The following is a 13072-nucleotide window of genomic DNA, read 5'->3' on the forward strand; positions in this document are numbered from 1 at the left end:
TCGAGATAGGTGCCGTGCTCGATGGAATCCCCGCCGGCGCGCAGGAAGGCGTTGATGCCCGTCACGCCATGGGCGTGGGCGGTCACCTTGCGTCCCATCATGTGCGCGGCGCCGACAATGGCGTCCAGCTCTTCCTGGAAGAATTGCTGCTCGACGCCTGCGCCGGTGGAGGACAGCACCCCGCCGGTGGCGGTGATCTTGATGACGTCCGCGCCTTCCTGCACCAGCTGGCGCACGGCGCGGGCGCAATCATCCGCCCCGTTGCACGCATAGGGGCTGCCATTGGCGCGCATCACCTCGACGCTCCAGCCATTGATGTCGGCATGGCCGCCCGTGGGGGTCACGGCGCCGCCGGCGATGCGCATGCGCGGACCGGGGAATTCGCCCGCCTCCACGCCGGCGCGCAGGGCGCGCACGGCTTCCATATTGCCGCCCACATCCTGCACGGTGGTGAAGCCCGCCATCAGCGTCCGGCGGCTGTAGAGAACGCCGTGAATGGCGTCGTCCGCGCTGCTGTCGGTAAAGGTCGACAGACGGCTTCCCGCGCCCTGCTGGCTGGTGATGTGCACATGGGCGTCGATGAAGCCCGGCATCACCCAGGCGCCCGTCAGATCGACGATCTCGGCGCCGTCCGGCGTGACATAGCCGTTCTCGATGGCTTCGATCTCGTCGCCCCGGACCAGAATGGACACCTGGTCGCGGACGCGCTCCTCGCCGGGCGCGGCGATCAGATGGCCGGCATGAATGACGGTAAGCGGTTCAGCCTCTTGCGCCAGAGCGGCGGCGGGCCAGACGGCGGCGAGCGCGCCAAGCGCGGCGATAGTGCGGATCATGTCTCTCTCCCCTTTGCTCTTCAGAGCTTAACCGCAAAAGTGTCCGGCTCCGGGGCGAGTGTCAAACCTCAAACAACATCAAATGCGACCGCGACAATGCAAAACGCCCGGCGCGAGGGCCGGGCGTTTCGTTAAAAACAGTCCTGTCGGCTTAAAGGCCGGGCAGTTTGCGACGCACGGTGCGCCGGCGTTCGATCTCCACCTCGCCGCCGCCGGTGACGGTCTCGATCGCGGCGGTTTCCTCGGCCGGGTCGATCGGCTGGCCGCCCTGCTGGATCAGGCGTTCATTGTCGCGCCAGAACAGGATGCGGTTGGCGAAGCTTTCATCCTTGCGCACCAGAGCGGCGGATTCGCCGTCGATGATGGCGCGGACATTCGGATTGGCGTCCGCCGCGCCGGCGCGGGAGGCGAACAGGATCTCCGCATCCGTGGCGTTGGAGGAGGACTGGGCGCCGAACAGGGCGCGGCGCGCCTGCTGGTCCTGGAACATGTCCTCGGCGCGCAATTCACCCGGACGCGGCGGGGTCAGATTGTATTCCGGCGGCACCGAGAGCGGCGCAATCGTGACGACGCGAAACTCGTCCGGCGTGGTCTTGTCCACGCCAAGCGCCTGACGGACGCCGGAATTGCAGCCGGTCAACGCGAACAGGGCGGTGGCGGAAAGGATCAGGGCGGTGCGCATACGCATGGTCGAAAGCTCGCTTTCAGAGGCGGTTCTCACCGCTTGTATCAGACGGACGCACGCTCTGGCCAGAGGCCGGGGCGCCGCGCGAAACCGGTCAGCGGTCCCCGTTCAGGACCAGGTCCAGGACCATGACCGCGACGCCGACGCAAATGCCGGCGTCCGCGACGTTGAAGACATAGGGGAAATAGAGCCCCGAGAAATCGAAAAAGTCGACCACGGCGCCATAGATGAAGCGGTCGATGACATTGCCGATGGCGCCCCCGATGATCAGGCCGAAGGCCAGCGCCTGCAGACGGCGCGTGGTCTGGAACATCCACACCACCAGCATGCCCGCAATGGCGAGCGAGACCCCCGCCAGCAGATAGCGCTGGGCCGGGCTGTCGGCCTGGAACATGCCGAAGCTGACGCCGTGATTCCACACCATGGTGAGGTTGAACCAGGGGGAGAGGACTTCGACCTGCTGCGGCGTGCGTCCGTCAAGATCAAGCCCGTACAGGATCCAGTATTTGCTGGCCTGGTCAGCGATCAGAACGAGCACCGCGGTGATGAAGCCGAAGATCGTGAACGATCCGGCGGGGCGTTTCCGCGCGAACATTCGCTGCATGATCAAGTCCCTGCATTCCCTGTTTGAATAGGCTTAGCAGGGCCCGCCCCGCCCGGTCCAGTGAAAGCGCCGCAATCTGGCTGCGACAGAGTGCGGGGAGGGGCCTTAGCGCGGGTTGTCGAAGCCGAAATCGGTCAGGCCGCCGCTGCGTGTCACCGCGAAGCGACGCATTCGCACGTCGTCGGCAAACTGGTCCGCCTGCGCGCGCACGCGGAAGCGCAGGTCGGCCCGAAGAAAGCCGCCGCAATCCACCAGGTCGTTGGAGACGATCACGAATTCATTCTGTCCGGCCCGATTGGGACGAATTTGCAGCGCACAATCGGTGAAATCTCCCTGATAGCCTTCCACCGTGGCGTTCATAAGGGCGATGTCGATGCTGTCCGGCGGTCCGTCGAGACCGGAAATGCGGAAGACGTTCTGTGTTGAAACGGTGTTGTCCCCCGTCCACTCAAAGGGGCCGAACTCGATTTCAGCGAGACCATCTCCAATGGCTGTCGGGGCCGTCGATGCGGCGGCGTCGAGATCAAAGCCGAAATCGGTCAGATCGCCCTGCGCCCCGATGGCGAGGCGTCGCAGGGTCGGAGGGGCGTCGCCTTGATTGGAGGCCGCGTAGGTGACGCGGAATTGCAGATTGGCGCGCCCGTAGGCGCCGCAGGCTGAGAGATCCTGCGAGGTGAGGACATAGTCGAACGCGCCGGTGCTCGCGAGGGTCACGGGGATGTCGCAATCCGTCCAGTCCTCATCCTGCAGCGCGCGCAGGGTGATCGAGACCGGAGCGCCGTCGGTGAGGCCCGACAGGCGGAACAGGTTCGAGGTGGGGGCGCTGGCGTCCCCGGTCCATTCAAACGCCGGATAGACCGCCAGGATCAGCCCGCCCAGCTGGGAGGTCAGCTCAGGGGTGCGCGACGGGGTGAAGTCGGCGCTGAAGTCGCTGACGGCGTTTTCCGTCGTCGTGATCAGGCGCGCGGCCGACGTGTAGGGCTCTATCCACGGGTCCGGACCGCTGAGCCGCACGGTCAGGTCCGCGCGGCCAAAATCCCCGCACGCCGCCAGCATGGCGGCCGAGAGCAGGAAATGGGTCTCGTCCCGGCTGGCGGAAGGGCGATGGATCGTGCAGTCGGTAAACGCGCCCTCAAATCCGGCGTTGGACGCATTGGCGAAGGCGAGATCGATCTGACTGACGCCGCTGACATTGCTGAACAGGATCTGGTGCTGTCGGCTCTGGCCGGTTTCCACCCAGTCAAACGGGCCGAACTCAAGGCTCAGGGCCTGACGCGCGTCAAACGCAAGCGGGGCGGTGGTGCGGTCAAAGCCCATATCGGTCAGATGACCGTGCGGGCTGACCTTGAAGCGGCTCAGCGTACTGGTCGCCATGTCGTCCGCATGCGCGAAGGTGATCAGCATCTGGGCCTGATGAAGAAAGCCCTGTGCGCATTGCGCCGGAATGTCCTGGGAGAGGATCAGATATTCCGAGCCGTTATACCGCTGGGGCAGCACCTCGACCGCGCAAGCCTCGACCGCGTTCAGCCGATCCTGCGTGCTCTCGTACGTGATGGCGACGGGCGCGCCATGGGACAGGCCGCTCAGCCGGTAGATGTCGCGGAAGGGGTGCTCCGTGGTGCCCGCGCCCGCCCAGTCAAATGGGCCAAAGCGCCGTTGATTGGGGTTCAGGATCTCGATGAATTCCGGCGTTCCGGCTAGCACGTCACGCGTGGTGGCTTCATTGCCTTGCGCGTCCCGCGCCGTGGCGACCAGGCGGTAGCGTCCGGGCTCAAGCGTATTGAGCGCAAAGCCGTAAGCGCCTTGCGCCGTCGCTACGCCGCCCAGGGAGATATTGCCGGACTCCGCATTCGGTAAGGTCTCGCTTTCAAGGCTCAGCCGGACCCAGCCCAAGCCCCGCTCATCCCCGTCCTGCAGGGCATAGGTCACCACCAGCTCGCCAGAGGGATCATTGGTGAAAATCCGGTCCGAGGCTGCGCCAAGCGCGGTGAAGACCGGGCCGACAGTCCCGCCCGTCACGGTCAGGCGTTCGCTAACGGTCCCGGTCGCGAGATTGCCCGCGGCGTCCTTGAGCTCATAACTCAAAAAATACTCGCCCGTCGGCAGGGAGGCGGGCAGGCTGATCTGGGTCTGGCTGTCCAGACGCGATTCACGGGTAAACCGGAGCGGGGTAAGCGCATAGTTCCGGCTTGAATTATTGACGTCGCGAAGGGTGAGACTGAGTTCGCGCAGGCCTGCAGTGCCCGGATCACGCAGCGAATAGCCGAGGGACGCAGGCGTGACAGTGGGGCTGGTCTCGATCTGATTGGGCGTCAGGGTCAGCGAATTGACGTAAGGGTTCTGCGTGTCGTCACTCGTGATCTCAATGCTGTCGAGATTTTCCGCATAGGTCTCATTGCCGGCATCGTCGTATAGCCGGGCGGACAATGTGTAGCGGCCTGCGTTCAGGTCAAATCTGCTCGTGAGGTTATGAGAGCCCGACCCGCTTTGCGTCGGAACGTCAAAGGGAATGATCAGGCTGTGTTGATCAGTTGAGTCTTCTTGATTTGTGAGCGTGTATTCAACTCTTGAGAGTCCGCTTTGCAAATCAGAAAAATTGTAAAGCACCCAGAGTGCAGGCGGGAAATATTTTTCTCCCAGATTTATGGATTCGTCTCTAAAGGTAACGGAGTTTATGACGGGGGGGATGCCTTCATCTCTACGATTTATAATATTTATTGTTCGGTTTGCCGTTGCGGACAGTCCAGAGTTGTCTGTTACCGTGAAGACAAGTTCATGGGCGCCATGCTTTAGAGTTTGAGGCAGATTGATGCCCGTTTGCACATAGCCGCCAGGGGGCGGCCCTGCCGTCGGCGTCATATCATCGGGCAAACCATGGGACACCCGTGAGCCCGTGCTGACCCCATCCTTGAATAACTCAATCGTCAGGGAAGCGAGCCCGGTTCGATTGTAGTCAAACATCTCAACATAATAGCCCATGGACGCATCACCGTCGGTGACATCCGTGCTGCCCATGGTTTCATAGACATTTGAAATTGCCGGCGGCGTGTTCCAGGGGCCATCCTCGCCCCTGTAAAGCGTGACCGTGCCCGGTGTGGCTATGCCGAGTTGTCTATCAATGACCTTTCTTCGATCTGACCGATAAACCGTGATCGCCAGGTCATAGTCGCCAGGCGGCAGAAGCGCGGGGACTTCGAATTCCAGAGTGCCCGTCGCTCGTAGGGGGATGTCCCTGAACCATTGTGTTGCAGACACGACGCTGAAATCGAATTCGACGAGCTGACCCTCATCATCGAAGAGATGAACGAAGAGGTCCTCCAGACCCGGATCATCCTCGGACACATCCTCGATGTCATAATCGATGACGATGGTCGGCGGAGAGTCGCCCAGATCGATGCTGGCGTTCCGGACGTCCATGCGGTGGATGACGAGCGTTTCGGAACCGGAGGCGCCTTGCGCCAGCGCGGGCGTAAATCCAGCGAGCAGCGCGCAAAAAAGCGCCAGAACAAGCATTGTGCGAAAATGATGCACGATTTTCCCCCGTCACGGTCCCTCGCTCTGCTTATGCAAAATGAGGACCCTGCGGGCAAGGTGTGAAACCTTTTGTTAGGAAATAAATTGATGCACGCGTTCAGTGGCTTGCGCGTCTACGGCTCCTAACGCCGACCGAACAGGCGTTCGATGTCCGCCAGTTTCAGCTCCACATAGGTGGGGCGGCCGTGATTGCACTGGCCCGAATGAGGCGTGGCTTCCATCTCGCGCAGAAGGGCGTTCATTTCATCGCCCGTGAGGCGTCGGCCCGAGCGCACCGAACCGTGGCAGGCCATGGTGCCCACCACCTCTTCGAGCTTTTCCTTCAGCGACAGCGCTTCGTCATATTCGGCGATCTCGTCGGCCAGATCCCGGATCAGACCCTGCACGTCGAGGCGCTTGAGAAGGGCGGGGGTTTCGCGCACGGCCAGCGCGCCGGGGCCGAAGGGTTCGATCACAAGACCTAGCTCGGCGAGCTGGTCTGAGCGGTCGAGCACGCGGCGGGCTTCGGCTTCATCGAGCTCGACGATTTCGGGCACGAGCAGCGCCTGGCGCGCCACGCCCGTATCGGCGAGCTGTTTTTTCATCCGCTCATAGACAAGGCGTTCATGGGCGGCGTGCTGGTCCACGATCACCAGTCCATCCTCGGTCTGGGCGATCACATAGGTGGCGTGAACCTGCGCGCGGGCGACGCCCAGCGGGAAGTCCGGCGTGTGCGTTTCGGCCGCGGGCGCGCCGTCCGCCGGTTCGCCGCCGTAAGAGGGTTCGGTGCGGGCGGACATGCCGGGCGCGAGATCGCCGCGCCCATATTGGGACGCTTCAGTCTGGGACTCGCCATAGCCATAGCCCGACGTCTCGTGATGCTCGGAGAGCTGGTTTTCCCAGGCCGGGGAGGGCCGGTTCGCCCAGCCGCTGGAGATCGAGCTGCCGCGTGTGAGGGGCAAAGCATGGGTCGGCGCGCCTTCGGGGCGGGCGCGTCCAAGCGCGTATCCGGCCACAGTCGTGGAGGCGCGATGGCCCGCCCCCGCCAGCGCATGGCGCAGAGCGCCGACGATCAGACCGCGCACCAGCCCTGAATCGCGAAAGCGCACTTCGGCCTTGGCCGGGTGGACGTTCACATCCACATGGCTGGACGGCAGGTCCACATAGAGCGCGACGACCGGATGGCGGTCACGGGCGAGAAAGTCCTGATAGGCGCCGCGCACCGCGCCGACGATCAGCTTGTCCTTCACCGGGCGGCCATTGACGAACAGGAACTGGTGCTGGTTCGAGCCGCGATTGTATGTGGGTAGGCTGGCGAGCCCGGTCAGGTGCACGCCTTCGCGCTCCTGATCGATCACGAGGGCGTTCTCGCCAAAGTCCGCGCCCAGAATGGACGACAGCCGCCCCCGGCGCGCCTCGTCGCGATCCTCTGTGCTCTCGGCCGGGGCGGAGACGCGCGAGCGGCCATCCACGGACAGGAAGAAGCCCACATCGGGCCGCGCCAGCGCCAGCCGCTTGATGACATCGGAGACGGCGGTGCTTTCCGCGCGCTCGGATTTGAGAAATTTCAGGCGCGCGGGCGTGGCGTAGAAGAGGTCGCACACCTCCACCCGCGTGCCGCGGCGGCCAAGCGAGGGGGCGGGGCGAGGGCCGGATTTCGTTCCGCCTTCGACCGAGAGCTCCCAGGCGCCGCCCAGCTCCTCATCCTGGGTGGTGATGTTGAGGCGCGCGACCGAGCCGATGGAGGGCAGGGCCTCGCCGCGAAAGCCCATGGAATGGATGTTCAGAAGATCGTCCTGCCCGTCCTCGCCCACGGGCAATTTGGAGGTGGCGTGCCGCTCGATCGCGGTTTCGAGCCCTTCGGCGTCCATGCCCGAGCCGTCATCCTCGATGACAATGCGGGTCAGCCCGCCGCCCTCGATGCGGATGTCGATGCGTTGCGCGCCCGCATCGAGCGCGTTCTCCACCAGCTCCTTGACGGCGCTGGCGGGGCGCTCGACCACTTCGCCGGCGGCGATGCGGTTGACGGTTTCAGGCGACAGGCGGCGAATGAGGGTCATGGCTTCAAAGTCGCGAGCGGGTGTGAGTCGGTCAAGGCGCAGCGCTGTTTGCCGTCTTCCGCTCGCCAAGGCTCTCGTGATAGGAAAGCGACATGACCGATACTGATCTGCCCTCCTTTGATCGTGATTTCGCGGGTGAAGCCACGCTGGAATTCGGCGACGCCGACTTCATGATCCTCAAGCCCGGCGCGTATGTGAAATGCGCGGTGACGGGCGAGAAAATCACGCTCAACAATCTGCGTTACTGGTCCGCCGAGCTTCAGGAAGCGTATCTGGACGCCAACGCGGCCACCCAACGCTGGCGCGAGGTCTATCAGGGCCCCGGCGCCGCCAAGCAGCAAAAACCCGGATAGGGACAGGATAGCTCTCATGGTTCTGATCGCCGCGCTCGCCCTTGTTCAAGCCGTCGCCCCCGCGCCGGAGGGCGCGGCTGATCCCATGGCGGCGCTGATCGCCGAGACGGCGCCCGCCGCCGCCCCGATCAACTGCGCCGGAACCCATCGCCAGGGCGCGATGATCGTTTGCCGCACACGCCCCGGCGCCGAGGTGACGCTGGGTGACATCACCGTCGAGGCCGATGATGCGGGCTGGGTCGTGCTGGGCCATGACCGGGATGCGGAGGCGCAGACCACGCTCAGCGTCGCTCTGCCCGATGGCCGCTATGAAGAGACGCTCAGCGTCCAGCAGCGCGAATACGACATCCAGCGCATCGAGGGGGTGCCGCAGGAATACGTCACCCCGCCTGAAGAGGTGCTCGAACGCATCCGCGCCGAAGGCCGGGTCAAGCGCAACGCCTATACCTCCCGCTGGACGGGCGAGGGCTTCGCCAGCGCCTTCATCATGCCGGTCGAGGGGCGCCTGACCGGCGTTTATGGCAGCCAGCGCTATTACAATGGCGAACCGCGTCGGCCTCACTATGGCATCGATATCGCAGCGCCCGGCGGCACGCCGGTGATCGCGCCCGCCGCGGGCGTGGTCACGCTGGCCGATCCCGACATGTATTATGAAGGCGGTCTGATCTTCATCGATCACGGCCAGGGCCTGACCAGCGCCTTCCTGCATCTGGGCGCTGTGAACGTGGACGTCGGTCAGGAAGTCGCGCAGGGCGAGGTGATCGGCGAAGTCGGGTCCGGCGGTCGCTCGACGGGCGCGCATCTCGACTGGCGCATCAAATGGCACAATCGCTATATCGACCCCGCCGAAGCGCTCGCGGTTGATCCCAGCGGCTTGCGGTAAATCGCTGAAACCCCGGCCAAGCGCAGCGCCGAGCCGGGGCCTCTTTCAGGATAGGGCGCTATTTGCGGAGACAGGTTCTGGGTCTTCGCCTTGCTCGCCCGGGAATTCAGCCTCTTGAGGCTTGCGCCTCCGCCTTCGCCTGCTTGTAGAGCGGTTTTTCGAACCGGCGGTGCACCCAGAACCATTGGCTGGGGGCTTCCTTGATGCGCTCTTCCATGAAGCGGTTGATGGTTGTGACCACCTCAAGAATGGCGTCCGCATCCTTGCCTTCGGGACGCGCCAGCGGTTCGTGGATCGTCACCTTGAAGCGGGTGCGGTCCTTGCGCCGGATCGACATGGGCACGAGCGGGCAGTCATAGCGCAGCGCCATCCGCGCCGGGCCGGGCGCGGTCATCGCCATGCGGCCGAAGAAGGGCGCGGCGATGCCGTCATTCATCTTCTGATCGTTCATCAGCGCCACGGACGCGCCCGATTTGAGCGCCTGCATCAATTCCTTGGCGCCATGCCCGCCCTTGGGGGCGAGGATGTTGATGCCATAGGCCTTGCGCTGATCAATGATGCGCTGGTCGATCAGCGGGTTGTTGGCGTGGCGATAGGTGATCCGGCAATCCTTGAGGTGACGCATGATCACCGCCGCCATCAATTCCCAATTGGCGAAATGCCCGCCGATCAGCACGGCCGGCTGCCCCTGACGGTCAAGCTCGGCCAGGATCTCCTCGCCCTCGACCTCGATCTGGTCGCTGTTGGGGCTGAAATCAAAGCGGTGGGTGTTGGGAAACTCGCCGACGAGCCTCCCGAAATTGTCCCACATGGCGTCGAGCAGGCCATCCAGCTCGCGGTCTGACGCTTCGGGGAAGGCGACCTGCATGTTCACGCGCGCCACATGATGCACCGAGACTTTCGGGCCCAACGTGCGCAGGAGCTTGGCGCCGTAATCGGAGGCGCGCTCCAGCCCCATGGACCGGAACAGGCCCTGATAGGCGTCCCAGCCCAGCGCTTCGGCGCGAAAACCGATGGATTTCATGAGATCAGACATGGTTCTTGCTTAACGGCTGGCGGCGAAGGAATCCATCGCTTGATCCAGAAGCGCGTCGAGCCGGGCTTCCTCGCGGAAGACCGCGCGCACGGGCCAGGCGGTGACCGAGCCCTTTACCCCGCCGGGCAGGCGCACATGGTCCTTCTCGGTGGTGATCAGGGTGGCGTCATGGCTTTCGGCAAGATCGGCCAGCGTCTCGATTTCTCCGCGAGTGAAGGCGTGATGGTCGGGAAAGCTCGCCGTATCCGCCAAACTTCCGCCCGCCGCTACCAGCGCGTCATAGAATTTCTGTGGCCGGCCAATGCCCGCAAAGGCCAGCAGCGGTCCTGACGGCGGGGCGGCTTCGGGCGCGAGCCAGGCGGTCAGCACCGGAATCTCAAGATCTGCGAGCTGGAGCTTTTCAAGGTCCGGCGCGAACTCCGCGCTGGGGCACATCACGATCACGGCGTCGGCGCGCGCAAGCCCGTCCTTCACCGGTTCGCGCAAGGGCCCCGCCGGGAAGACCGTGCCCGGCCCCCAGCCGGTCACGCCGTCCACCACGACGATGGAGAGGGTCTTTTCAAGGCTGGGGTTCTGGTGCCCGTCATCCATGATGATGACGTCCGCGCCCTCCTCGGCGGCCATGCGCGCGCCGTCGGGGCGATGGCGGGCGACATAGACCGGCGCGAGGCGCGACAGCAGCAAGGGTTCATCGCCCACATCGGCCACGGAATGAAGCTTGGGATCGACCTTCACGGGCCCCGCCAACTTGCCGCCCCAGCCCCGGCTGAGGCCCGCAGCCTTGAGCCCCTTCTGGTGCGCGGCGCGCATGAGGGCCGCGGTGATGGGCGTCTTGCCCACCCCGCCCACGGTGAGATTGCCGACGCAGATCACGGGCGCGGGCGCGGGGGCGGGCGTTGTCGTCCGGATGCGGCGCGCCCCGGCCCAGGCGTAAAGCGCGCCCAGCGGCGACAGGAGGGCGCGCGTCAAAGCCGCAGAGCTGCGCGGCGCTGTGTCATCCCAGAAAGGCGGGGCTCGCATCAGGGGCGTCCTTGGTCGAGAAGCCGGTTCAGATGGGACAGGGTGAGGGGCAGGGCCCCGTTCGGCAAGGCGTCTAGCGCGGCAAGGGCCTTGTCCGAGGTCAGTCGGTCGCCCTGCCAGCAGTCCAGCACATCGCGCGCAATGTCGGCGGCGGTTTCGGCGACCAGGCGCGCCTCATGCGCATCATAGACGCCATAGACATCGCTAAAGCTGTCCACATGGGGGCCGGTGATGACCAGAGCGCCTGCGCGGCTCGCCTCGATCGGGTTGTGACCGCCAATGCCGGGCTTGAAGCTGCCGGCGATCACCGCGACCGGGCACACCCCATACCACAGCGCCATCTCGCCCAGCGTATCGGCCAGCCAGACCGGCCTGCCGTCCGGCGTTTCGCCCTGAGAGCGGCGGGCCTGGGGCAAGCCGTGTTCGTTCAGAACCGCCGCCACGTCATCCGCGCGCTCGGGATGGCGCGGCGCGAGGATCATCAGGGCGTCAGGCCGGACTTTGAGAATTTCGGCATGGGCTTGGGCGATCAGCGCCTCTTCGCCGTCATGGGTGCTGGCCGCGACAAAGACCGGGCGCTCGCCAATGGCGTCCTGCGCCGCTTTCAGGGCGTCCGGATCGGGGGCGGGCAGGCCGCATTCAAGCTTGAGATTGCCAGCCAGTTCCACCGGGCGACCGATCAGGCCCGACAGACCCTCGGCGGTGCGTTGGTCCGCGGCGCCAATCCAGTCAAACGCGCCCAGAAGCGCTTTGGCGCTTGAAGGCCAGCGCGCCCACCCCTCCAACGATTTGCGGTTCATCCGCGCATTCATCAGCGCCAGCGGCACGCCGCGTGCGCTGGCCGCGAGGATCAGGTTGGGCCACAGCTCGCTTTCGGTGAACACCGCCAGATCGGGTGTCCAGTGATCGAGAAAGGCGTTCACCCAGTCCGGCGCATCCACAGGCGGGAATTGATGGATCAGGCGGTCCAGTCCGCGTCGCGCAATCAGGTTGGCCGAGGTGAGGGTGCCCGAGGTGATGAGCACATGGGCGTCGTCATGCTGGCTGAGAAGCGCCTCGGCGACCGTGAGCGCCATCTGGCTCTCCCCGACGCTGGCGGCATGGATCCAGGTCAGACGGCCTGCGGGGCGGGCGATCTGCGCCTGACCCATGCGCTCGTGCAGGCGGGCCGGATCTTCCTTGCCTTCCCGCGCGCGCCTGTCGAGGAGCCAGCGCGCCGCCGGTTTCAGCGCCTGGCTGGCGAAACGATACAGCGACAGGCCCGGCGCGCTCATGCTGCGTCCTGACCGGGGTCTTCAGATTGCGGTTTCGGGGCGGCGGTGATCGCTTCGCCGCGGCAGGCGAGGTCGGCTTCCATGGTTGCAGCGATCAGGCGCGCTTCCAGCGTGGCGCGGGCGGTCTCCAGCGCCGCCTTGTCGGCGTCGGCGTCGATCCGGACCGGCTCGGCCCAGACGATCACGCCTTTACCAAAGGGCAGCGGCAGCACGAAGCGGTCCCAGCTCTTGAAGATGAGGGCGTTCGAGGTGGACCAGCCCAGCCCCAGCAGCGGCGCGCCCGTGGCGCGCGCCAGCTTGACCGCGCCCAGACCTGCGCGCATGCGCGGTCCACGCGGTCCGTCCGGGGTCAGCGCCATGCAGCCGCCGCCCTCGACCCAGCGGACCATTTCGCGAAAGGCGCTCAGCCCGCCCTTTTGCTTGGTCTTCTTCTTGTTGCGCGAGGAGCCGCGGATGACTTCCACCTTGTGATGGGCGGCGACCTTGGTGACCACATCGCCTTCGCGCGAGCGCGAGATCAGGATGGCGGGCGGCTGGACGTTTTTCGGCCAGGCCGCAATCGTCATCAGGATGCGGCCATGCCAGACGCCGCAGATCACGCCGTCCCCGGAGGACCAGAGCGATTGCGCATGCTCCAGCCCGCGCACCTCCCAGCGGGTGGTGGCTTTGACAAGGCTCATATAGCCCGCCAGCAGCGCGGCGATCAGCGCCTGGACCGGAGGCGAGGAGACGATGGACTTCAACATGGTATGCGCTGGATCGCCGCCCCGGGGCGATCCGTCAAGCATTCCGTGCGCGTCAATCGCACGCG

General features: G+C 65.2%; 11 protein-coding genes. 2 read left to right on the forward strand and 9 right to left on the reverse strand.

Annotated features, from left to right (window positions below; all coding sequences use genetic code 11):
- The 5 genes from B2Z70_RS14190 to mutL form a co-directional block, all read right to left on the reverse strand.
- Window positions 1-833 (reverse strand): amidohydrolase family protein (locus tag B2Z70_RS14190; protein ID WP_292984142.1); only part of this gene is annotated, 833 nt, incomplete at its 3' end.
- 151 nt (window positions 834-984) lie between these two features.
- Window positions 985-1521, reverse strand: a complete 537-nt coding sequence (locus B2Z70_RS14195) for a DUF3035 domain-containing protein (protein WP_292984144.1) — start codon at window positions 1519-1521, stop codon at window positions 985-987.
- 91 nt (window positions 1522-1612) lie between these two features.
- Entirely contained in the window at window positions 1613-2113 is a 501-nt protein-coding gene (lspA, locus tag B2Z70_RS14200; protein ID WP_009803144.1) for a signal peptidase II, read from the reverse strand.
- Window positions 2114-2227: 114 nt separating this feature from the next.
- Window positions 2228-5635, reverse strand: a complete 3408-nt coding sequence (locus B2Z70_RS14205) for an Ig-like domain repeat protein (protein ID WP_349682220.1) — start codon at window positions 5633-5635, stop codon at window positions 2228-2230.
- Window positions 5636-5778: 143 nt separating this feature from the next.
- Window positions 5779-7695 (reverse strand): DNA mismatch repair endonuclease MutL, encoded by a 1917-nt coding sequence (gene mutL / locus B2Z70_RS14210; RefSeq protein WP_292984149.1) that lies wholly within the window; start codon window positions 7693-7695, stop codon window positions 5779-5781.
- A gap of 92 nt (window positions 7696-7787) precedes the next feature.
- Between mutL and B2Z70_RS14215 the strand changes: the two genes are divergently transcribed.
- Window positions 7788-8048: a DUF2093 domain-containing protein gene (locus tag B2Z70_RS14215; protein WP_292984153.1), complete on the forward strand. Its 261-nt coding sequence runs from the start codon at window positions 7788-7790 to the stop codon at window positions 8046-8048.
- Between the two features lie 16 nt (window positions 8049-8064).
- Window positions 8065-8931 carry a M23 family metallopeptidase gene (locus B2Z70_RS14220; RefSeq protein WP_292984155.1) on the forward strand — a complete coding sequence of 289 codons (867 nt, stop codon included), beginning with the start codon at window positions 8065-8067 and terminating at the stop codon, window positions 8929-8931.
- A 106-nt stretch (window positions 8932-9037) separates the two neighbouring features.
- On the opposite strand, the gene B2Z70_RS14225 is transcribed toward B2Z70_RS14220, so the two are convergent.
- The 4 genes from B2Z70_RS14225 to B2Z70_RS14240 are packed head-to-tail and all read right to left on the reverse strand — an operon-like array spanning window position 9038 to window position 13007.
- Window positions 9038-9967, reverse strand: a complete 930-nt coding sequence (locus B2Z70_RS14225) for a lysophospholipid acyltransferase family protein (RefSeq protein ID WP_292984157.1) — start codon at window positions 9965-9967, stop codon at window positions 9038-9040.
- A gap of 9 nt (window positions 9968-9976) precedes the next feature.
- Window positions 9977-10990, reverse strand: a complete 1014-nt coding sequence (gene lpxK / locus B2Z70_RS14230) for a tetraacyldisaccharide 4'-kinase (RefSeq protein ID WP_414690874.1) — start codon at window positions 10988-10990, stop codon at window positions 9977-9979.
- Complete coding sequence (locus B2Z70_RS14235; RefSeq protein ID WP_292984161.1) at window positions 10987-12261, reverse strand: 3-deoxy-D-manno-octulosonic acid transferase; 1275 nt, start codon at window positions 12259-12261, stop codon at window positions 10987-10989. Before B2Z70_RS14235 ends, lpxK begins: the two co-directional genes overlap by 4 nt.
- Window positions 12258-13007, reverse strand: a complete 750-nt coding sequence (locus B2Z70_RS14240; protein WP_292984163.1) for a lysophospholipid acyltransferase family protein — start codon at window positions 13005-13007, stop codon at window positions 12258-12260. The genes B2Z70_RS14235 and B2Z70_RS14240 overlap by 4 nt, the downstream gene beginning before the upstream one ends.
- Window positions 13008-13072 lie beyond the last annotated feature (65 nt).

It is taken from the genome of Oceanicaulis sp. UBA6590, assembly GCF_002433705.1.
Taxonomy (GTDB): domain Bacteria; phylum Pseudomonadota; class Alphaproteobacteria; order Caulobacterales; family Maricaulaceae; genus Oceanicaulis.

What these genes read in the sequence shown, in the direction of transcription:
- B2Z70_RS14235 (WP_292984161.1), bottom strand. Translation starts at nt 12,261, where the DNA reads ATGAGCGCGCCGGGCCTGTCGCTGTATCGTTTCGCCAGCCAGGCGCTG.
- lspA (WP_009803144.1), bottom strand. Translation starts at nt 2,113, where the DNA reads ATGTTCGCGCGGAAACGCCCCGCCGGATCGTTCACGATCTTCGGCTTC.
- B2Z70_RS14220 (WP_292984155.1), top strand. Translation starts at nt 8,065, where the DNA reads ATGGTTCTGATCGCCGCGCTCGCCCTTGTTCAAGCCGTCGCCCCCGCG.
- mutL (WP_292984149.1), bottom strand. Translation starts at nt 7,695, where the DNA reads ATGACCCTCATTCGCCGCCTGTCGCCTGAAACCGTCAACCGCATCGCC.
- B2Z70_RS14215 (WP_292984153.1), top strand. Translation starts at nt 7,788, where the DNA reads ATGACCGATACTGATCTGCCCTCCTTTGATCGTGATTTCGCGGGTGAA.
- B2Z70_RS14195 (WP_292984144.1), bottom strand. Translation starts at nt 1,521, where the DNA reads ATGCGTATGCGCACCGCCCTGATCCTTTCCGCCACCGCCCTGTTCGCG.
- B2Z70_RS14205 (WP_349682220.1), bottom strand. Translation starts at nt 5,635, where the DNA reads ATGCTTGTTCTGGCGCTTTTTTGCGCGCTGCTCGCTGGATTTACGCCC.
- B2Z70_RS14240 (WP_292984163.1), bottom strand. Translation starts at nt 13,007, where the DNA reads ATGTTGAAGTCCATCGTCTCCTCGCCTCCGGTCCAGGCGCTGATCGCC.
- B2Z70_RS14225 (WP_292984157.1), bottom strand. Translation starts at nt 9,967, where the DNA reads ATGTCTGATCTCATGAAATCCATCGGTTTTCGCGCCGAAGCGCTGGGC.